Source organism: Candidatus Rokuibacteriota bacterium (assembly GCA_016188005.1).
Lineage (GTDB): Bacteria > Methylomirabilota > Methylomirabilia > Rokubacteriales > CSP1-6 > UBA12499.
This window is the reverse complement of the sequence record JACPIQ010000139.1, coordinates 20,430-39,396: the sequence shown is the minus strand read 5'-3', so window position 1 is coordinate 39,396 and position 18,967 is coordinate 20,430. Positions and strand designations below refer to the sequence as shown.

At 72.2% G+C, this 18,967-nt stretch carries 18 protein-coding genes, 4 tRNA genes, 1 other RNA gene and 1 pseudogene; 20 read left to right on the top strand and 4 right to left on the bottom strand.

Annotated features, from left to right (window positions below; genetic code table 11):
- The 14 genes from ffs to HYV93_26345 all read left to right on the top strand — a co-directional run.
- An RNA gene (gene ffs, locus HYV93_26410) (signal recognition particle sRNA large type) lies at positions 1–186 on the top strand; the annotation flags it as partial.
- 22 nt (positions 187–208) lie between these two features.
- Positions 209–1,957: a DNA polymerase III subunit gamma/tau gene (dnaX, locus tag HYV93_26405; GenBank protein ID MBI2529503.1), complete on the top strand. Its 1,749-nt coding sequence runs from the start codon at positions 209–211 to the stop codon at positions 1,955–1,957.
- A 17-nt stretch (positions 1,958–1,974) separates the two neighbouring features.
- Positions 1,975–2,268: a YbaB/EbfC family nucleoid-associated protein gene (locus tag HYV93_26400; GenBank protein MBI2529502.1), complete on the top strand. Its 294-nt coding sequence runs from the start codon at positions 1,975–1,977 to the stop codon at positions 2,266–2,268.
- Positions 2,268–2,870: a recombination protein RecR gene (gene recR, locus HYV93_26395; protein MBI2529501.1), complete on the top strand. Its 603-nt coding sequence runs from the start codon at positions 2,268–2,270 to the stop codon at positions 2,868–2,870. The genes HYV93_26400 and recR overlap by 1 nt, the downstream gene beginning before the upstream one ends.
- A 14-nt stretch (positions 2,871–2,884) precedes the next feature.
- Positions 2,885–3,100 (top strand): hypothetical protein, encoded by a 216-nt coding sequence (locus HYV93_26390; protein ID MBI2529500.1) that lies wholly within the window; start codon positions 2,885–2,887, stop codon positions 3,098–3,100.
- A 75-nt stretch (positions 3,101–3,175) separates the two neighbouring features.
- Positions 3,176–3,250, top strand: a tRNA-Asn gene (locus tag HYV93_26385).
- A gap of 39 nt (positions 3,251–3,289) precedes the next feature.
- A complete protein-coding gene (locus HYV93_26380; GenBank protein MBI2529499.1) occupies positions 3,290–4,912 on the top strand; it encodes a thiamine pyrophosphate-binding protein in 1,623 nt (540 codons plus the stop codon).
- A 15-nt stretch (positions 4,913–4,927) separates the two neighbouring features.
- A complete protein-coding gene (locus tag HYV93_26375; protein ID MBI2529498.1) occupies positions 4,928–6,400 on the top strand; it encodes an FAD-binding protein in 1,473 nt (490 codons plus the stop codon).
- Positions 6,401–6,425: 25 nt separating this feature from the next.
- The gene (locus HYV93_26370) at positions 6,426–7,757 is read left to right on the top strand and encodes an FAD-binding oxidoreductase (protein MBI2529497.1); all 1,332 of its coding nucleotides are present in this window, start codon (positions 6,426–6,428) and stop codon (positions 7,755–7,757) included.
- A 73-nt stretch (positions 7,758–7,830) separates the two neighbouring features.
- Positions 7,831–9,147 (top strand): 4Fe-4S dicluster domain-containing protein, encoded by a 1,317-nt coding sequence (locus tag HYV93_26365; protein ID MBI2529496.1) that lies wholly within the window; start codon positions 7,831–7,833, stop codon positions 9,145–9,147.
- Entirely contained in the window at positions 9,144–9,791 is a 648-nt protein-coding gene (locus HYV93_26360) for a molybdenum cofactor biosynthesis protein MoaB (protein MBI2529495.1), read from the top strand. The genes HYV93_26365 and HYV93_26360 overlap by 4 nt, the downstream gene beginning before the upstream one ends.
- A 68-nt stretch (positions 9,792–9,859) precedes the next feature.
- On the top strand, positions 9,860–10,999 hold the full coding sequence (locus HYV93_26355; GenBank protein MBI2529494.1) for a trypsin-like peptidase domain-containing protein: 1,140 nt from the start codon (positions 9,860–9,862) through the stop codon (positions 10,997–10,999).
- Positions 10,996–13,044: a hypothetical protein gene (locus HYV93_26350; protein ID MBI2529493.1), complete on the top strand. Its 2,049-nt coding sequence runs from the start codon at positions 10,996–10,998 to the stop codon at positions 13,042–13,044. The genes HYV93_26355 and HYV93_26350 overlap by 4 nt, the downstream gene beginning before the upstream one ends.
- 10 nt (positions 13,045–13,054) lie before the next feature.
- Complete coding sequence (locus tag HYV93_26345) at positions 13,055–13,876, top strand: MBL fold metallo-hydrolase (GenBank protein ID MBI2529492.1); 822 nt, start codon at positions 13,055–13,057, stop codon at positions 13,874–13,876.
- A 144-nt stretch (positions 13,877–14,020) separates the two neighbouring features.
- On the opposite strand, the gene HYV93_26340 is transcribed toward HYV93_26345, so the two are convergent.
- Genes HYV93_26340 through HYV93_26330 form a run of 3 tightly spaced genes read right to left on the bottom strand, consistent with a single transcriptional unit; the run spans position 14,021 to position 15,792 of the window.
- A complete protein-coding gene (locus HYV93_26340; protein MBI2529491.1) occupies positions 14,021–14,770 on the bottom strand; it encodes a sulfite exporter TauE/SafE family protein in 750 nt (249 codons plus the stop codon).
- Positions 14,767–15,249, bottom strand: a complete 483-nt coding sequence (locus HYV93_26335) for a pyridoxamine 5'-phosphate oxidase family protein (GenBank protein ID MBI2529490.1) — start codon at positions 15,247–15,249, stop codon at positions 14,767–14,769. The genes HYV93_26340 and HYV93_26335 overlap by 4 nt, the downstream gene beginning before the upstream one ends.
- A 36-nt stretch (positions 15,250–15,285) precedes the next feature.
- The gene (locus HYV93_26330) at positions 15,286–15,792 is read right to left on the bottom strand and encodes a hypothetical protein (GenBank protein ID MBI2529489.1); all 507 of its coding nucleotides are present in this window, start codon (positions 15,790–15,792) and stop codon (positions 15,286–15,288) included.
- Between the two features lie 205 nt (positions 15,793–15,997).
- Between HYV93_26330 and HYV93_26325 the strand changes: the two genes are divergently transcribed.
- From HYV93_26325 to HYV93_26310, 4 genes are all read left to right on the top strand, one after another.
- Positions 15,998–16,912 (top strand): SDR family oxidoreductase, encoded by a 915-nt coding sequence (locus tag HYV93_26325; GenBank protein MBI2529488.1) that lies wholly within the window; start codon positions 15,998–16,000, stop codon positions 16,910–16,912.
- A 51-nt stretch (positions 16,913–16,963) separates the two neighbouring features.
- A tRNA-His gene (locus HYV93_26320) sits at positions 16,964–17,040 on the top strand.
- Positions 17,041–17,065: 25 nt separating this feature from the next.
- A tRNA-Arg gene (locus tag HYV93_26315) sits at positions 17,066–17,142 on the top strand.
- Positions 17,143–17,204: 62 nt separating this feature from the next.
- A tRNA-Lys gene (locus HYV93_26310) sits at positions 17,205–17,280 on the top strand.
- A 185-nt stretch (positions 17,281–17,465) separates the two neighbouring features.
- On the opposite strand, the pseudogene HYV93_26305 reads toward HYV93_26310, so the two are convergent.
- Positions 17,466–17,942: pseudogene (locus HYV93_26305) on the bottom strand (tyrosine-type recombinase/integrase).
- Here HYV93_26305 and HYV93_26300 point away from each other — a divergent pair.
- A complete protein-coding gene (locus HYV93_26300) occupies positions 17,854–18,036 on the top strand; it encodes a DUF433 domain-containing protein (GenBank protein ID MBI2529487.1) in 183 nt (60 codons plus the stop codon). The pseudogene HYV93_26305 and the gene HYV93_26300 overlap by 89 nt on opposite strands.
- Positions 18,037–18,045: 9 nt before the next feature.
- On the top strand, positions 18,046–18,423 hold the full coding sequence (locus HYV93_26295; protein MBI2529486.1) for a DUF5615 family PIN-like protein: 378 nt from the start codon (positions 18,046–18,048) through the stop codon (positions 18,421–18,423).
- Positions 18,424–18,967: the final 544 nt, after the last annotated feature.

Genomic DNA, 18,967 nt, shown 5'->3' with positions numbered 1-18,967 from the left:
TGGTGTCGAATGAGACGTACGGGACGGCGTTGAGGGCTGGGCCCCACGCGACGGGACACGTCGAACCCCGCCAGGCCCGGAAGGGAGCAACGGTAAGGCGCTCCTCCCGTGTGCCGTGGGAGTACCTGGCCGGAGCAGGTTTCGTGCGGAGATCGCGGGATCAGCGATTCGATTGAGGGTGCACGGTCATTTTGATCCGGTCGCTCCCATGACCTATCAGGTCCTCGCCAGGAAGTGGCGCCCCCAGAGCTTCGACGCCGTCGTCGGCCAGGACGCCGTCACCCGGACGCTCCGCAATGCGCTCCTGGGCGGCCGGGTCGCCCACGCCTACCTCTGCACCGGCCCGCGGGGCGTGGGCAAGACCACGACCGCGCGGCTCCTGGCCAAGGCCCTCGGCTGCACCGCCCGGACGGGGCCCGAGGCCTGCGGGGCCTGCCCCGCCTGCCAGGACTTCGTCGCGGGGGCCCCGGTGGACGTGCTCGAGATCGATGCCGCCTCCAACACGGGCATCGATGACATCCGCACACTGCGCGAGAATGTCAAGTTCGCCCCCGCCCGCGGCCGCTTCAAGATCTACATCATCGACGAGATCCACATGCTCTCGGCGAGCGCCTTCAACGCCTTCCTCAAGACGCTCGAGGAGCCACCGGCGCACGTGGTCTTCATCATGGCCACCACGGACCCGAAGCGCATCCCGGCGACGGTGCTCTCGCGCTGCCAGCGCTTCGACTTCAAGCCGATCCCGCCCCCGCTCCTGACGGAGCACCTGACCGAGATCCTCACTCGCGAGGAGGTGCCCTTCGAGCCGGCGGCGCTGCCGCTCCTGGTGCGCGCGGCCGAGGGTAGCCTGCGGGATGCGCTCTCGCTCCTGGACGCGGCCATCGCCTACGGGGAAGGTCGCCTCGAGGCGGCGAGCGTGGCGAGCCTGCTCGGCTCCTCCTCACCGGCCCAGGTGCGGGCCTTCCTGGGCGCGCTCCTGTCCCGTGACGGGCCGGCGGCGCTCGAGGCCATCGATCGTGTCGCGCGCCAGGGGGAGGACCTCGAGGGCTTCTGCCGGGATGCGACCGAGGCGGCCCGGCGCCTGCTCGTGCTGACGGTGGCGCCCGCGGCCTCCCTGGCCGAGTGCGGGCCGGGGGAGGCCGAGGAGCTCGCCGCCGCGGCCCCAGGGGTGTCAGTGGACGAGCTGCTCTATCTGCTCCGGGCGCTCCTCGAGGGGCAGACCGAGATGCGCCGCTCGCCGCTGCCGCGGGTGGAGCTCGAGATCGCGGCCGTGCGGGCCACGCGCCGGCCCCAGCCCCAGGCCATCGAGGCACTCATCGCCAGGGTGGAAGAGGCGGAGCGGCGGCTTCGCGCGGGCGCCGCGGCTGCCGGGGGCTCTCGCCCCCCCGTGGTGCAGGAGAGCCTGCTCGACAGGCCGGCCACGAGCCCGCCGCCTGGCTGGCGCGCTCCCGCGCCGGCGGGCCCGCCAGTCTCCGGCGGGAGCGGACGCGCCGCGTCTGCCGCGCCACGCGCCGAGCCCCCGGTCGAGAGCGCCTCGGCGACGGAGGATCGAACGGCCGCCGCCCCGCCGGCCTCCGACGGGGCGGAAGCCCTCGCCGAGGGATGGCAGCGGGTGGTGGGAGCGATCCTCGGGCGCAAGGCCTTGCTGGGAGCCATCCTCCAGCACGCCAGCCCCGTGGCCGTGCGCGATGGGGCGCTCCGGGTGAGCATGGCGGCCAATCCCTTCCACGATCAGCAGCTCGCCGACCCGAGCAACCGTGAGCTGATCAACCAGGCCGTTCACCAGCATGTGCCGGGCGCCCGCCGGATCGAGGTGGCTCAGGAGGACGCGCCCGGCTCGGGCGCCGTCAAGCACCCCGCCGTCCAGGCCGTGCTGACGGCCTTCGGGGGCGAGGTCGTGGCCGTGCGCCCCCGCGCCGCCGAGGCCCGGATCCCCGAGGAAGGAGAGAGCCAGTGAAAGGCTTCGGCAACCTCATGAAGGAAGCCCAGAAGCTCCAGGCCCAGATGGAGGCGATCCAGGCCGAGGCGGCCAAGAAGAGGGTGGAGGCCACGGCCGGCGGTGGCATGGTCACGGTGGCGGCCAATGGCAAGCAGGAAATCATCTCCATCAAGATCGACCGTGAGGTCATCAATCCGGATGATGCCCAGATGCTGGAGGACCTGGTCCTGGCGGCCTGCAACGAGGCCTTGCGCAAGTCCAGGGAGATGATGCAGGCCGAGATGGGGAAGCTCTCCGCCGGACTCAAGATCCCCGGCCTCGGGATGTGATGGCCTACTACCCCGAGCCTGTGGCCCGCTTGATCGAGGCCTTCCAGAAGCTGCCCGGCGTGGGGCCCAAGACCGCCCAGCGCCAGGCCTTCTTCCTCCTCAAGCGACCGGCCCAGGAGGTGAACGAGCTCGCCGAGGCCCTGCGGGAGCTCAAGACGCGCATCCGCCACTGCCGCGAGTGCTTCAACGTCACGGAGGAGGACCCCTGTCGCATCTGCCGCGATCCGGCGCGCGAGTCCCGCGCCCTCTGCGTCGTGGAGGAGCCCAATGACCTGCTGGCGCTGGAGCGGACGGGCGAGTTCCGCGGCCGGTACCACGTGCTCCTCGGGGCGCTCTCGCCGCTGGACGGCATCGGGCCCGAGGACATCAAGGTGCGGGAGCTCCTGGCGCGGCTCGAGGGGCAGGCGGTCGAAGAGGTGATCCTGGCGACGAACCCGAGCGTGGAGGGCGAAGCCACTGCGATCTATCTGGCCAAGCTCCTCAAACCGCTGGGCCTGCGCGTCACGCGCATCGCCCGGGGGCTCCCCGTGGGGGGCGATCTCGAGTACGCGGACGAGGTGACGCTGTCGAAGGCCCTCGAGGGCCGGAGGGAAATGCGATAGACCCCACACAGTCCGTGATCCTGACGATCCTGCTCTGGTCCGGCGCGATCTGCTTCGGCTGCTGGTTCCTGGCGGAGCTGATGGACGTGGTGATGCAGGGGCGGAAGGACCGGGCGATGCGCCGGCGGCCGGGCATGGGCGCGCGCCCCGGGGAGTCGGCCTACGAGGAGCGCATGCGGCTCTACGCCGCCCAGCTCGAGGAGGGCGGGGCGCCGGGCGCCCACCAATGACGGAGCGCCCCGGCTTGGAGATTCCCCGGGCCTGTGCTAAGAAAAAAGAGGCTCCGGCGCCCCGCGGTCCGGCATTCCCCGATAGCTCAATGGTAGAGCATCCGGCTGTTAACCGGAGGGTTGTAGGTTCGAGTCCTACTCGGGGAGCCACTCTCCTCGCTCACACCAGCGTCGCGGCCTGCGCATAGGATGCCAGTCGCCGACCACAGCACAGGCGGTGAGTGGGTGGTCCGGGCGCTCAGGGCCGAGGGCGTCCGCCATGTCTTCGGCATTCCCGGCGTCCACAATCTCGCCATCTACGACGCCCTGCTCGGCCAGCCGGACATCACCCACGTCCTCGCCCGCCACGAGCAAGGCGCGGCCTTCATGGCCGACGGCTACGCGCGGGCCTCGGGCCGCCCGGGCGTGGTCGTGGTCACCAGCGGCCCAGGGGCCACCAACACGCTGACGCCGCTGGTGGAGTCCTGGGCGGGATCGCAGCCGGTGCTGGTCCTCATGTCCGACATCCCGCTGGCCCTCATCGGCCGCGACCTCGGCGCGCTTCACGAGGTGCCGAACCAGATCGACTGCTTCAGGCCAGTCGCGCGCTGGGCCGAGACGATCAAGGACGGGGGTGCCATCGCCGAGACCGTGCAGCGCGCCTTCCAGCTCTTCAGGAGCCAGCGCCCGGGTCCTGTGGCGCTGTCCGTGCCCTTCGATCTCCTGACGGCGAGGACGGAGGGGCGGATCGCCGCGCCGACGGGCTCCCGCCCCGGCTGCGACAGGGCGCTGATCGCGCGCGCCGCCGACCTGCTGCGCCGCGCGAGGCGGCCGGCCATCATCGCCGGGGGTGGCGTCATCGCGGCCGAGGCGGGCGGGGCACTGGGCGCCCTCGCACGGCGGCTCGGGGCCCCCGTCATCACGACGGTGATGGGACGGGGCGCTGTCCCCGACAGCGATCCCTGCTGGCTCGGCGTCCTGCCCAACAAGCTCGTCTCCGGCCCCGCGCTGGCCATGGCGGATGTGGTGCTGGCCGTGGGCTGTCGCTTCGCCCATCGCTCGACTCAGGGGCTGCTCCTGAACCTGTCCTTCACCGCAGAGCAGACGCTGATCCACCTCGACCTGGACCCGAGCGTGCCCGGGAAGATCTTCACGCCGAGCCTCGCCATCGTGGGCGATGCGCGGGACGGCCTCGGCGCCCTTGTGGAGGCCCTCGGAGAGGGAAGGGCCGAGACCGGCTGGGAGCCGTCATGGCTGGCGGGGCTCAGGGCGGCGCGGTCGCCGCGCTACTCAGCCGAGGCGGACCGCCTCATCCGCCTCCTGCGAGCAGGGCTCGCGCGCGACGCCATCGTGGTGAGCGATCAGACGGGGATCAATTACTGGATGGAGTGGCATTTCCCTGTGCTGGCCCCCCGCACCTTCCTCTATCCCGTGGGCTCGGCCACGCTCGGCTATGGCGTGCCGGCGGCCATCGGCGCCAAGGTCGCCCACCCGGGCAGACAGGTGATCGCGGTGGTGGGGGATGGCGGCTTCCTCTTCTCGGTGAACGAGCTGGCGACGGCGGTGAAGTACGGCCTGGGCGTCGTCTTCCTCGTCCTGAACGATGACCGCTACGGCGCCATCAAGTATCTCCAGGAGGCGATGTTCGGCCGCTGGGGCGAGGCCGATCTGTCCAACCCGGACTTCCCGGCCCTGGCCCGCGCCTTCGGCGCCGCGGGAGAGCGCGTGGCGAGGCTGGACGACCTGCCGCGGGCCCTCGACACGGCGCTCTCGAGGCCCGGGCCCACGGTGCTCGAGCTGCCGCTCGGCATCGAGCCCCCCTGGGAGCTGTAGCGGTATACTTCGGCCATGGCGGCGCTGACGGAGGCCCGGAAGCAATCCCTCCGCAGGGAGATGGAAGCCTTCCTGGGAGCGGGCTCCGTGCTCTCGGACCCCGACGAGTTGATGGTCTACGAGTCCGACGGGCTCACGCTCTTCCGCGCGCGGGCCGACTTCGTCGTCTTTCCCCGCACGGCCGAGCACGTCTCCGGCCTGGTCCGGCTCGCCCAGCGCGAGGGGATGCCCTTCGTGGCGCGCGGGGCCGGGACGGGGCTGTCCGGGGGGTGCCTGCCGGCCGAGGGGGGGCTCGTCATCTCGCTCATGCGGATGCACCGCGTCCTCGAGGTGGACTACGACAATCAGCTCGCCGTGGTGGAGCCGGGGTGCGTGAACCTCCACCTCTCGTGGGCCGTGGGCCCGCGCGGTTTCTACTATGCCCCGGATCCCTCGAGCCAGCAGGCCTGCACCATCGGCGGCAACATCGCCAACAACTCGGGCGGCCCCCACACCCTCAAGTACGGCGTCACCACGAACCACGTGCTGGGGCTCGAGGTGGTGCTGCCCGATGGCGAGATCGTCTGGCTCGGAGGCAGGCGGCGCGACCCCCAGGGCTATGACCTCGCCGGCCTCTTCGTAGGCTCGGAGGGCACCTTCGGCATCGCCACCAAGATCGTCGTGCGCATCCTGAGACAGCCGCAGGCGGTGCGCACCGTGCTGGCGGTGTTCGACGAGATCGACCAGGCCTCCGAGGCGGTGTCGGCCATCATCGCCCGCGGGCTCATCCCCGCGGCCATGGAGATGATCGACCAGCTGACGATACAGGCGGTGGAGGACGCCTTCGGCTGCGGCTACCCGCGCGATGCCGCCGCCGCACTCCTCATCGAGATGGACGGTCTCGCCGCGGGGATGGACGAGCAGGCGGCCCGGGTCGTCGCCGCCTGCCGGGAGACGGGCGCGCGCGAGGTGAGGCTGGCGCGCGACGAGGCCGAACGCCAGCTCCTCTGGAAGGGGCGCAAGTCGGCCTTCGGCGCCTATGGGCGCATCTCGCCGGCCTATCTCGTCATGGACGGGGTGATCCCGCGCACGAAGCTCCCCCAGGTCCTCCGGCGCGTGAACGAGATCGTGGCGGCCCACGGGCTCCGCGTCGGCAACGTCTTTCACGCCGGCGACGGCAATCTCCACCCGAATATCCTCTATGACCCGCGCAAGCCCGGCGAGGAGGCGCGAGTGGTGGCCGCCGGCGGCGAGATCCTCAAGGTCTGCGCCGAGGTGGGCGGCTCCATCTCCGGCGAGCACGGCATCGGGCTCGAGAAGATGGACTACATGCCGCTGGTCTTCTCCGGGGCGGATCTCGACTGCATGGCGCGCGTCAAGCGCGCCTTCAACCCCACCGGGCTCTGCAACCCGGGCAAGATCTTTCCGAGCCGAAAGGCCTGCGCCGAGGCCGGGCTCGCCTATCGTCTCCACCCTCTCGAAGAAAAGGGCCTCGCCCAGCGCTTCTAGCGCCCGCGGGCCCCGCCACTGCCGCGTGCCCTCGCCGCTCAGCCAGAGGCTCGCCGAGATCGTCGGGGCCCCGCATGTCCTCAGCGGCGCCGCCTGCGCCCCCTATGTCATCGAGGGGCGCACACCGGAGCTGGCCGTCTTCCCGGGCGCGAAGGAGGAGGTCGCCGCGGTGCTGGCCATGGCGGCCGACGGCGGCGTGCCCGTGACGCCATGGGGGGGGGGCACGCGCATGGGGCTCGGCGCTCCGCCGGCGCATCCCGGGCTCGTGCTGGGGCTCGGGCGCCTCGCGCGCCTCGTGGAGCATGAGCCGGGCGATCTCACGGCGACGGTGGAAGCCGGAATGACGGTCGAGGCCTTGCAGGCCGCGCTCGGGCGGCGCGGCCAGTGGCTCTCGCTGGATCCGCCGGAGGCCTCGCGCGCCACCGTGGGCGGCATCCTCGCCAGCAATGCCTCGGGGCCGCGGCGCCACCTCTACGGGACGGCCCGAGACCTCCTGATCGGTCTCACCATGGTGCTGGCCGACGGAACCATCGTCCGCGGCGGCGGCAAGGTGGTGAAGAACGTCGCCGGCTACGATCTCCCCAAGCTCGTCATCGGCTCCTTCGGGACGCTCGGCGTCATCGTGGAGGCCACCATGAAGCTCCGCCCCCGGCCCGACTGCGATCGACTGGTCATCGCCCGCTTCGGGACCCTCGGCGAGGCCGGCAGCGGGGTGCGGGCAGTGATGGCCTCGGACCTCGTGCCCTCGGCGCTGGAGCTGGCGGATGCGGAAGTCCTTCGCGCTCTCGACGGCGAGGCCGGCTCCGATGGCGCGGCGCTCCTGGTGGGGGTGGACGGCCTCGCCGAGCAGGTCGAGTGGCAATGCGCCGAGCTGACGCGGCTGCTGAAGGACTGCGGGCTCCGCGACTGGCGGCTGCTCGACGGCGAGGAGCGGGATCAGGCCTGGCGCCTCCTCGGCAGGATGGCCCCCGCGGTCTTTCCCGAGGGCAGCGCCGGGATGAGCTGGGGCGTGCTCCCCACTCAGGTCCCGGAGCTCATGGAGCGGGGCGGGGAGATCGCGCGGCGGAGGGGGCTCAGGGCAGCCCTGTCCGCCCATGCCGGAGTCGGGATGGTGTCGGCAGCGCTCGGGGCGGCTGGCGCTGGGGCCCAGCGCGTGGCGGAGACGCTCGGCGAGTGGCGCGCCCTCGTCAACGCCTCGGGCGGGCATGCCCTGGTCGAGTGGGCGCCACTCGCGGTGAAGGAGCGCATCTCGGTGTGGGACACCCCCGGCCCAGCGCAGCGCATCATGAAGCAGATCAAGGCCGAGCTGGATCCGCGGGGCATTCTCAACCCCGGCCGCTTCGTCGGAGGCATCTGAGCCCATGACCCACGGCATGAACGTGGAGTCGCCGCCAGGGGCGGGCGGGCCCCCGGCCCGGGTGCCCGCCCCCATGATAATGGACCAGCTCGCTCTCCACGGCCACGATGTCGACGGCGTGAACCGCTGCGTCCATTGCGGGCTCTGCCTGGCCTCCTGCCCCACCTTCGCCGAGCTCGGCACGGAGATGGACTCCCCGCGCGGCCGCATCGTCCTGATCAAGTCGCTCGCCGAGGGACGCATCGAGCTCTCCGCCTCGACCCGAGCCCATCTGGATCTCTGCCTCGGCTGCCGCGCCTGCGAGACCGTCTGCCCCTCCGGGGTGCCCTATGGCCAGCTGATCGAGGCGGCCCGGGCCGAGGTCGAGCGCCAGCGCCCGGGGGGCCCTGCGCGCCGGCTCTTTCGCTGGCTCAACTTCGCCGTGCTGCTGCCCCATCCCCGGCTGCTGGCACTCGCCGCCGCGGGGCTACGCTTCTACCAGGTGAGCGGCCTCCAGCGCTTCGCCCGCGCCTCGGGACTCCTGCGCCTCTTGCCCGCTCCGCTGCCGGCCTGGGAGCCGCTCCTGCCGACGTTGCCGCCCGCCGCCGACAGGGCACCGCTGCCCGAGGTGACGCCGGCCGTGGGAGCGCAGCGGGCCCGCGTGGGGCTCCTCACCGGATGCATCCAGCAGGTGGCCTTCGGCCCTCAGAACCGGGCCACCGCGCGGGTGCTGACGCTGAACGGCGCCGAGGTCGTGGCCCCCCGCGCCCAGTCCTGCTGCGGAGCGCTCCACGCCCATGCGGGGGAGGCGGCACTGGCCCGGGATCTCGCCCGGCGAACCATCGAGGCCTTCGAGTCCTCGGGTGTGGCGGAGGTGATCGCCAACACCTCCGGGTGCGGTGCCCACATGAAGAGCTACGGGATGCTCCTGGCTGACGATCCGGTCTGGCGCGAGCGCGCCGCGCGCTTCGCGGCGGGCGTCAGAGACGTCTCCGAGTTCCTGGCCGGGCAGCCTCTTCGCGGGCCGCTCCGGCCCGTGGAGCGCCTCGTGACCTACCACGACCCCTGCCACGTGATCCATGGCCAGAGGCTCAGGAAGGAGCCGCGCGCGCTCTTGAGCCAGATCCCCGGACTCCGCCTCGTGGAATTGAAGGAGGCCGACTGGTGCTGCGGCTCGGCCGGCACCTACAACCTGACCCAGCCCGAGATGGCCCGCCGGCTCCAGGATCGGAAGGTCGCCCATATCCGCGCCACCGGGGCGCAGGTCCTGGTGACGGCGAACCCCGGCTGCATCATCCAGATCAGCCAGGGCCTCGCGGCGAGCGGGGTCTCCACGCGCGTGATGCACATCGTCGAGCTGCTCGACGAGGCCTACGGGGCGGACTCCGCCTCACGGAGAGCCAGGGAATGACCGAGCGTGAATCCGGTGACGGCAGCGGAGACCGCGCGGTGACCAACCACGCGGGGGATCCCGTCGGGCACGGGCGGGCGACAGCCCGGGTGCCCGTGCCCGGTGAGAGTCAGCCCGGGTGCCCGCCCCAGGTGAAAGATGCTGTCCCGAGGGAGCACAGGGGCTCGGCCCCGCGCTCTGTCGGCTGCTTCGTGCTCACGGTCTCGGACAGCAAGACCCACGAGACCGACACGAGCGGGGCCCTGATCCGCGATCTCCTGACGGCGGCTGGCCACGAGGTCATCGGGCGGGCCATAGTCCGGGACGAGCCCACCCGGGTGGCGGCCGTGGTGGCGGCGGGATGCGCCGATCCGCGCGTCCAGGCCTTCATCATGACGGGCGGCACCGGCATCACCTCGCGGGATGCCACCTTCGAGGCGGTGGAGGCGCTCCTCGACAAGCGCCTCACCGGCTTCGGCGAGCTCTTCCGCATGCTCTCCTATGGGGAGATCGGCGCCGCCGCCATGCTCTCCCGCGCCCAGGCCGGCGTGGTCAAGCGGCGGCTCCTCTTCTCGCTCCCCGGATCGCCCGATGCCTGCCGGCTCGCGCTCGAGAAGCTCATCCTTCCCGAGCTGGGCCATCTGATCCGCGAGGTGAGCCGGTAGGCCCAAGCCCGGGCGGCGCGGAGTTGCGCCGGGCGGTATACTGGCCCGGACTCGAGAGGAGGCCCCCCATGCTGATGACGACCTGGCGACGGCTCCACACCGCCCTCATCGCGCTCGCGCTCTGCGGGCTCCTGCCGATGGACGCCGCGCGGCCCGCGGCGGCGGAGCCCCTCTGGACGGAGAGCCAGGGGGCCAGCGTTCCCTCCGAGCTCGCCCGGCTCAACGAGCTCATGCACGCGCTGTCCGAGCGGCTCAAGCCCGCGCTGGTCCAGGTGCGCGTGCGCCGTCAGGCCGATGCGCAGGCCGAGGAGCCGAGCCCCCATCCCACCCCCGATGAGCCGCGGCGCACCTCGGGCTCGGGCTTCGTCATCCGCCAGGACGGCTACATCGTGACCAATGCCCATGTCGTGGCCGACGCCGAGCGCATCCAGGTGCGCCTGGCCGACGGCCGGCGCTTCGACGCCCGGCTCATCGGCCAGGACAATCGCGTGGACCTGGCGCTGGTGAAGGTCGAGGCCACGGGGCTGCCCGTGGCGGGGCTGGGAGACTCCAATCGCCTGCGCGTGGGCGAATTCGTCCTCGCCCTGGGCCACCCCTTCGGCCTCGAGCAGACAGTGTCCTTCGGCATCGTGAGCCGCAAGGGGGCGCCGCTCCAGGTGGCCGCCCCGGGCTTCGACTTCATCCAGACCGATGCCGCGGTGAACCCGGGCAATTCCGGCGGCCCGCTGGTCAACATGGCCGGCGAGGTCGTGGGCGTGAACAGCATGGCGGCGCGCAATGGCTCCATCGGCTTCGCCATCCCGGTGAACCTGGTCAAGGGCCTCCTGCCCCAGCTCGCCCTGAAGGGCAAGGTGGAGTGGGGCTGGCTGGGGGTCAGCATCACCGAGGTGGACGAGGACCAGGCGCCCAAGTACGGTCTCTCCGAGCCGCGCGGGGTCCTCATTCGCCAGGTGGTGGCCGGTCAGCCCGCCGATCAGGGCGGCGTCAAGGCCGACGACGTGGTGCTTGCCGTGGACGGCACGCTGCTCGAGGGGCCGCGTGACCTGCAGCGCATCATCTCGAGCACCCCCGTGGGCCGCACCGTCACGCTCAAGGTCATGCGTGCGGGCAAGGAGCAGGATCTCGCCGTCACGGTGGGAGCGTACCAGGGTCCGAGCACTCCGCGTGGGCCGCGCCGCTCGCCGGCGCCTCCCAGCCCTCACCCGTGACGGCGCGCCCCGCCGGGCTCCTGGCGGCGGCTCTCGTGCTGGCGCTCGGCCTCAGGGCGGCGCCGGCGCCGGCCACCGAGGTCGCGGCGCTGTTCCCCAGCGACCGCCTCACCGTGGCCGATCCCGCCCAGCTCACGGGGCGCCGCGTGGCGCTCCCGCTGCCCTCCTGCGCGGCCGACCCGTCGGGCTGCGACGAGGTGCGGCTGCTGAACCAGCTCGACGGCTTCAGCGTCCACCCCCGCGTGGCGCTGCGCTTCTCGGCGCCCATCACGCTCGACAGCGTGACGCGCGACAGCGCCTTCATCCTCCCGCTCTGGACCGAGCCCTTGCCCTCTCCCGTGGGGCTCGGGCAATTCGTCTGGGACAGCGAGAGCCGCACCCTCTACGCGCGCCCCGAGCGGGCACTGCTCCAGTCCCGCCGCTACGCGCTGGTCGTGACCTCCCGCGTCGTGGACGAGGACAACCGGCCGCTGCGCGCCGACCCCGCCCAGATCACCCCGCGCGAGGCTGCGGCCGACGGCGCCTCGGTGGAGCAGCAGCTCTGGACAGCGCTCGCGGGCGCCGGCGTCAAGCGTCGCGAGGTCGTGGCGCTCACGCTCTTCACCACCCAGTCGGTGACGGCGGACCTCCAGCGCATCCGCGCCGTGGTGGAGGCCCGCCCGCCCTCGGAGCTGCGCTTCACGCTGGAGCCCGGCGGCGGCCGCTCGGTGTACGCGCGCGCCGAGATCCAGGCTCTCGAGTGGCAGCGCCAGACGGCGGTGACGGGGCCCCTCGGCGCCCCGGCGCGGCTGCCGCTGGCCCTGGTCCCCGCCTCGGAGATCCGGGCGATCGCCTTCGGGAGCTACAGGAGCCCGTCCTTCCTGAGTCCTGACCGCCACATCCCGTCCACGCCCACGCGCGATGGCGCCCCCCGCCCGTCGGGCGAGGAGGAGATTCACGTCACCCTCTACCTGCCGCGGGGGGAGATGCCTGTCGCCGGCTGGCCCGTGGCGATCTTCGGCCACGGCTTCACCAATGACCGGCACCTCGTGCCCATGGCGGTGGCGGCGACCATGGCCCGGAACGGCTTCGCCACCGTCGCCATCAACGTGGTAGGGCATGGCGGGGGCGCCGCCGGGACGCTGACCGTGAAGCGCGCCGGGGGGGCGGTGGTGACGCTCCCCGCGGGCGGGCGCGGACTGGACCTCGACGGCGATGGCAAGATCGAGCCCAGCGAGGGCGTCAGCACGCGGTCTCCGGGGCCGCTGGCCGCCATCTCGAACCGTGACGGACTCCGGCAAACTGTGGCCGATCTCATGACGCTGGTCCGCGCGCTCCGCCGCGGCGTGGACGTGGACGGCGACGGCCGCTCCGATCTCGACCCCCAGCGCGCCTTCTACTTCGGCCACTCCTTCGGTGGGATCTACGGCACGCTCCTCATGGCCGTGGAGCCGGCACTCCGCGTCGGGGTGCTCGGCGTCCCCGGCGGGCCCATCGTGGAGATCGCCCGTCAGGCCGCTGTGTTCAGGCCGCGGGTGGCGGCGGCGCTCCAGTCGCGCAACCCGGCGCTCATGAACGGCGCCAGGGACTTCTACGAGTTCATCCCGCTCTTCGGCGAGCCGCCGGTGCGCTCGCCGCTGCCGGGGGCGCTGGACATCCAGGCCTACTTCGCCCGCGTCGAGTGGCTCTCCCAGTCGGCCGATCCCGTGGCCTTCGCCCCCTACCTGCGCCACGTGCCGCTGCCGGGGCTTTCGCCCAAGGCCGTCTTCTACCAGTGGGCCGTGGGCGACCTCACCGTGCCCAACCCCACCACGGAGAACATCCTGCGCGCCGGCGACCTCCATCTCCAGTCGAGCGTCTACCGCCACGACAAGGTGATGGCGGCCTTGCCCCCGCGCTTCAGGAACCCGCACGGCTTCCTCCTCTGGACCCTGTTCCCGGAGGTCTCGGCCATCGGACGAGCCGCCCAGGAGCAGGTGGCGCGGTTCTTCCTCTCCGGCGGCCGGCAGATCGAGCGCGTGGACGACCGCTTCGAGGTGCAGCTCACCCGCCCCCTGGCCCGCTGAGCTCGTCCCGATGCGTGCCCTCCTCCTCGGCACGGGCTCGCCTCCGCCCAATCCCGAGCGCCACGGGCCGGCCACCCTGATCGAGCTGGGGCAGGAGCGATTCCTGGTGGACGCCGGGTCTGGCGTCGGCCATCAGCTCGTGCGGGCCGGGGTGCACGCCCATGACTGGCCGCGGCTCCTGATCACCCATCACCACTCCGATCACACCATCGACCTCGGCCATCTCCTGATCACGCGGTGGATCGTCGGCCAGAACGCCCCCTGGGAGATCTGGGGGCCGGCGGGCACGCGGAAGCAGGTGGAGCTGCTCCTCGCCTACCTCTCCTGGGACATCGACGTGCGCCGCGCCCACATGCACGACAGGCAGCCGCCCGAGGTGCGCGTCACCGAGATCGAGGAGGGGAAGATCATGGAGACGGGCGGGGTGAGGGTCTCGGCCTTCCTGGTCGAGCATGACCCCGTGCGGCCCGCCTTCGGCTTCCGCTTCGACGGGGGCGGCCGGAGCGTGGTGATCTCGGGAGACACGCGCCCCTCGGAGAACCTCGTGCGCCGGAGCCAGGGCGTGGACTGTCTCATCCACGAGTGCTGCGACATGTCGAAGACCGGCTGGTTCCCGGGCTGCGGCTGGCCGACGCTCGAGGCGAAGATCCGCGACCTGCAGTCCTATCACACCCCGCCGGACGAGGTCGGCCGCATCGCCGCCGAGGCGCGAGCGAGGACGCTCGTCCTGAACCACCTCATGCCGGCCTCCACGGCCGAGGAGCTGTCCGAGGCCGCGGCCGCCCGCTACGCGGGCCCCATAATCGTTGGCGCCGACCTCCTCGACGTCTAGGGGTCAGGTCTTGCATTCCAACATTGGCAGGGGGGCGGGCCAGTCCAACATCGGCAGGCGGGCCAGGGCGCTGGTCATCGGGTTCCGCTGGGAGCGCAACAGCGCTGGGGCGGGAGCTACGTGTTGAATTGCAAGACCTGACCCCTAGCTGGCGAGGAGCTTGAGGGAGCCCGCGATGGCGATGCCGATCAGCACGAGCGCGAAGAGGCGGCGCGGGATCACGGCATTGAGCCTGTAGCCGAGCCCGGAGCCCAGGTAGAGGAGCGGCGTCGTCACCACGGCCAGGCCGACCAGCCGCCAGCTCAAGAAGCCGATCTGCCAGTACGTGGCGAGCTTCAGCAGATTGGAGACCGCCACCACCGCCGAGCCCGTTCCCACCACCGCCGCATTGGAGAGCCCGAGCCCCGCCAGATAGGGCCCGATCACGATCCCTCCCGAGTGCGCCACCGCGGAGGCGATCCCGCCGGCCAGCCCGACGCCGGCGCCCACGGGCCAGGGCGCCCGGGCCGCCGAGGGGCCGCGGCGCGCCAGGATGAGGCCGAACTGGAGCAGGGCGAGGAGCAGCGCGCTGCCTCCGATGAGGTGCCTCAGCCTGAGCTCCGGCTGGCCGGCCAGGAGCCAGCCCCCCGCGAGGATTCCCACCAGGACGGTGGGCAGGAGGAGCCTCAGCTGGCGCCGATCCCACTGGAGCCAGTAGTAGTAGAGCGAGGGCGGGTCTCCCAGGCACAGCATGACGGTGAGGAGCCCGAGGACAGCAGGGGCGGGCAGCACGAGCGTCATGAGCGGAGTGAGGGCGAGCCCGATGCCGCCCCCCACGCTCGTCTTGAGAAAGCCCACCAGGAGGGCCGCCCCCGCCGCGACGGCGGCGAGGAGGGCGAGGGAAGGATCGGTCACGAGCCGGGCTCGGCCCTGAGCGCGGCCAGCGTCTCCCTGACCCATGCGGCATCCAGCGCGGGCACCGGCGCATAGGTGATCCCGCCCGTCACCGCGAGCCCCTCTTCCCAGGCCGCCGGCGCGTCCTCCAGCACCTCGGTCACGGTGAGCTCGAAGCGCGCGAGCCCGCCCAGGGCCAGCGGCCCCCCGGTGGCCGTCGCCTTCACGTAGAAAGTGTGCGCGGGCTCGATCAGGAGCAGCGTGGCATGTCCCCGCGCGGCGAGGTTGGCGGCGCTCCGGCTTCCCGCGGCGATGACGATGCGGATCGTCTCCGGCCCCAGCGCCAGAACCTCGACATGGGACAGGAGCATCGGGTGAGGGCGCCCCTCCTCGTCCAGCGTCACGAGCGGGATGGCCAGCCCGAGCCGCGAGGCGAGATCCTGCTGCGAGAGCTCCGCCCGGAGCGCCGGCGGCAGCGTGTAGCCGAGCCGTCGCGACACGCTAGAGGGCCCCGCGCTGCGGGCGCCGCGAGGGGCTCACTGCCGCCCCCCGCTGACATCCTCGACGAGGGCGGCGGCCAGCTCCTCCACGAGCGCCATGATCTCGGCCGCCGAGCGATGCCAGGGCCCCCGCGCCTGGCGCTCCTGCTGCCAGACCACAGCGGGGATGGGCGCCGCGAGCCCGGGGATCGTCGCCAGGCGCTCCACCGAGAGCCTCACGCTGCCGATCCCGTAGAGGCCCGAGAAGGGGAGATAGAAGCCGCGCAGCTCGGAGCCCGAGTACTGGCGCACCGCCACCGTCAGCCGGATCCGGTCGAGACTCTCAGGGTCCAGCCTGGGCGCGCTGGCGCCGGTCAGCAAGAACGCCTCCAGCCGCTGCTCCAGCGCCCCGGGATCGAGCAGCGGGTGATCCGGCGCCATGATGATCTCGAGCGCCACGCGCCTCAGTCCCTGGAGCCCGACCCGCGACTGCGCTGCTGCAGTCCCCACGCCCGCCGCGACCATGGCGACGGCCAGGCCCGCGGCGAGGACGGAGGCCGGCACGCGTGGGGCCCCTCCGCGCCGCATGCTCAGCAGCCGCCCCGGCGTGAGACACGCCACGCGCGCGGCCCGCCCGCGAGCCGCGAGAGGAAAGAACGGTCGCGCATCGCGCGCCGAGTGTAGACTCTCCCCTGTCCATGACGCAAGCGAGCAGCCGTGGGGCGCACCATGCCGTCAGCGTGCTCTCCACCCGAAGGAGGAGCGGCTGATGCGCGCCCTCGTCATCGGCGCTTCGGGCCAGGTGGGCGCGGCCCTTCTCGAGGCCCTCCGCGCCCGGGGACACGAGGCGACCGGGACCTATGCGCGACATCCGGTCGAGGGGTGCTGGCCGCTCGACATCACGGATGCGCGCGCCGTCGAGCACGCCATCTTCTTCATCAAGCCCGACTGGATCCTCTGCCCCGCCGGCCTCACCCACGTGGACTACTGCGAGGACCATCCCGACGAGGCCCGCGCCATCAACCGCGACGGGCCGCTTCTCGCGGCCCGCATGGGCCAGCGGCTCGGCGCGGGCTTCGTCTACTACTCGACCGAGTACGTCTTCGATGGCACGGCTGGCCCCTATGCCGAGGACGATCCGGCCCACCCGCTCTCCGAGTACGGGCGCTCCAAGTGGGAAGGGGAACAGGCCCTCCTGGCCGCGCTGCCGCGGGCGCTGGTCGTGCGGACCACCGTCGTCTACGGCCCAGACAGGCAGGAGAAGAACTTCGTCTACCAGCTCCTCCGCAACTGCCGGAGCGGCCAGGGCATGCGCATCCCCGCCGACCAGGTCTCGAGCCCCACCTACAACGCCGACCTGGCCCAGGCCAGCGTCGAGTGCTGCGAGCGGGATCTGCGCGGCGTCTATCACCTGGCGGGCGACGGCGTGCTCGACCGCCACGCCTTCGCGCTTCTGGCCTGCCGCATCTTCGAGCTGGACCCCTCGCGCCTCACCGCCGTCAGCACGGCGGACCTCGGCCAGAAGGCCCCGCGCCCCTTGCGCGCGGGGCTCAGCATCGCCAAGGCCCGCGCCGGGCTCCAGACGCCGCTCCGGTCCCCCGAGGCCGGGCTCCGGGCCATGCGGCAGGCGCTCGACGGCCAGCCTCCCGGCGGCGGAGCCGGCGGAGCCCGCTCCGGCGGTTGACCGTGCCCGGGGGCTGGGATAGGATGAGGGCTCGGCTGTCGTCCCGGGACGGTGACCGTAGCTCAATTGGTTAGAGCACTGGACTGTGGCTCCAGGGGTTGAGGGTTCGATTCCCTTCGGTCACCCCAATCCCTGACGGATCGGGCAACAGGGGCGCCCATAGCTCAGCTGGATAGAGCGTTAGCCTCCGGAGCTAAAGGTCAGAGGTTCGAATCCTCTTGGGCGCACCACCTCTCGGTAGCACCCGGTGGGCGTGGTGGTCGCCGCCGTCGTCGCCGCTGGCAGCGAATGTGGGCCGTTAGCTCAGTTGGTAGAGCAGCTGACTCTTAATCAGCGGGTCCAAGGTTCGAGTCCTTGACGGCCCACCAGTCGAATCGGGCACTTCCGGAGCGCCGGGGTGCCCGATTTGCTGTTTCGGGCCCGTCTGGTTCCAGAGCTGGTTCCAGATCGGGCCGGAGACGGCCTCGGCAGCGGCCCTGACCGCGCCCACCACGGCACTCGCCGCGCGGTCCAGGAGATCCACCCACCGCTGGCCGCGGCTCGGGATCCACCGCGCGTAGTACCGGAGGGTCGTGCCCGGGTTCGCGTGCCCGAGCTGCGCGGCCACGTAGGTGATCGGCGCGCCCGCGGCCAGGAGCAGGCTCGCGTAGGTGTGCCGGAGGTCGTAGAGCCGGAACGCCGGGAGCTTCGCGTCCTTGAGCCCCTTCTTGTGGAACTTCCTGACTCGGGACTCGTCGTGGGGCCCTCCGCAAGCAGGCGCTGGAGGTGGCGCTGCCGCTCGGTCAGCCGGCGCGCACCCTCCTCGGCGAGGCGGAGCAGGCGAGCCGGCGGTTCCTCCCGCGCCTCGGGTTTGCGCTCGGCCCTGTGGGCGCAGTACCTTAGGGGCAGTCAGGAAAGGAGGCGGCGCCGTGTTCGACCGGATCACCTTCGATCCGCGGATCATGGGAGGGCGGGCCTGCATCCGGGGCCTGCGCATCCCGGTGTCCGTCATCGTCGCCCAGATCGCGCATGGCGCCTCCTTCGAGGACATCCTCGCCGGCTATCCGGATCTCGAGCGCAAGGACATCCAGCAGGCCATCGAGTACGCCGCCTGGCTGACGCGGGAAGAGGTCCGCGTCCCGTAGCCGACGCCGGTGCGCTTCCTCGCCGACATGGGCGTGGATGTGCGCGTGGTGGACTGGCTCCGCCGGGCCGGCCACGATGCTGTCCACCTGCGTGAGGAAGGTCTTCAGCGGCCGCCCGACGAGGCGATCTTCGCCAAGGCCCTCCACGAGGAACGCATCGTCCTCACCTTCGACCTCGACTTCGGTGAGCTCGCCGCCCTCGTGGGGAGTGCGCCCGCCCGGGTCATCCTGTTCCGGCTCCACAACACCCGGCCGGCGCGGGTCATCGAGCGGCTCGGCGCGGTGCTCGAGGCCTCCGGCGAGGCGCTCGAGCGTGGCGTGGTGATCATCGTCGAGGACGCCCGGCACCGCATCCGCTATCTGCCCATTGGAGAGGGCTCGGCCTGAGCGCGGGCCCGCGCGTGCCGGCGCCGCCTCAGGGTGCCGGTCGCCCGGTGGAGTGAGCCCGCCCCGCTCCCTCCATCACCTCGCTCTCGACGACCGACCGACCTTCAGCCCCTCGGCGATCACGGCTGCCACGGCGTCCTCGGACAGCTCGCGAGCCCGCGCCCTGGCGCGCTCGACCAGGGCGACGAGTTGCTCGTCCGAGAGCTCCTCGAGAGCCTCGTCGATCAGAGCCAGGCCCGGGCGGGTGAGGAGCAGCTCGGGCAGGAGCTCGCGGGCGAGAGTGTCGCGCTCGGCCTCGGGGAGGGCGAGGATCTCTCACCTGAGGACCGTGAGCTTCGCGGTGTCCATGGGCGTTGAGCCTCCGCGGCCACCGTAGCACGGAAAGACGCGGGGGCGCGCGGCTGACCCGTCGCGCGCGGAGCGCGGCGCCATCGCCTTCGCCGAGAAGGGCCTCGGGCTGCTCGACGAGGGGAAGTACACGGCGACATACAAGTACGCGGTCCTCCTCGCCGCCGGCGGGGCGGGAGCTGGGCGCGGATGGCGG

Excerpts from the sequence above, each read along its gene's own strand:
- dnaX (MBI2529503.1), top strand. The coding sequence starts at position 209 with ATGACCTATCAGGTCCTCGCCAGGAAGTGGCGCCCCCAGAGCTTCGAC.
- HYV93_26360 (MBI2529495.1), top strand. The coding sequence starts at position 9,144 with ATGACCGAGCGTGAATCCGGTGACGGCAGCGGAGACCGCGCGGTGACC.
- HYV93_26375 (MBI2529498.1), top strand. The coding sequence starts at position 4,928 with ATGGCGGCGCTGACGGAGGCCCGGAAGCAATCCCTCCGCAGGGAGATG.
- HYV93_26365 (MBI2529496.1), top strand. The coding sequence starts at position 7,831 with ATGATAATGGACCAGCTCGCTCTCCACGGCCACGATGTCGACGGCGTG.
- HYV93_26300 (MBI2529487.1), top strand. The coding sequence starts at position 17,854 with ATGGGAGGGCGGGCCTGCATCCGGGGCCTGCGCATCCCGGTGTCCGTC.
- HYV93_26345 (MBI2529492.1), top strand. The coding sequence starts at position 13,055 with ATGCGTGCCCTCCTCCTCGGCACGGGCTCGCCTCCGCCCAATCCCGAG.
- HYV93_26355 (MBI2529494.1), top strand. The coding sequence starts at position 9,860 with ATGCTGATGACGACCTGGCGACGGCTCCACACCGCCCTCATCGCGCTC.
- HYV93_26380 (MBI2529499.1), top strand. The coding sequence starts at position 3,290 with ATGCCAGTCGCCGACCACAGCACAGGCGGTGAGTGGGTGGTCCGGGCG.
- HYV93_26325 (MBI2529488.1), top strand. The coding sequence starts at position 15,998 with ATGCGCGCCCTCGTCATCGGCGCTTCGGGCCAGGTGGGCGCGGCCCTT.
- recR (MBI2529501.1), top strand. The coding sequence starts at position 2,268 with ATGGCCTACTACCCCGAGCCTGTGGCCCGCTTGATCGAGGCCTTCCAG.
- HYV93_26400 (MBI2529502.1), top strand. The coding sequence starts at position 1,975 with ATGAAGGAAGCCCAGAAGCTCCAGGCCCAGATGGAGGCGATCCAGGCC.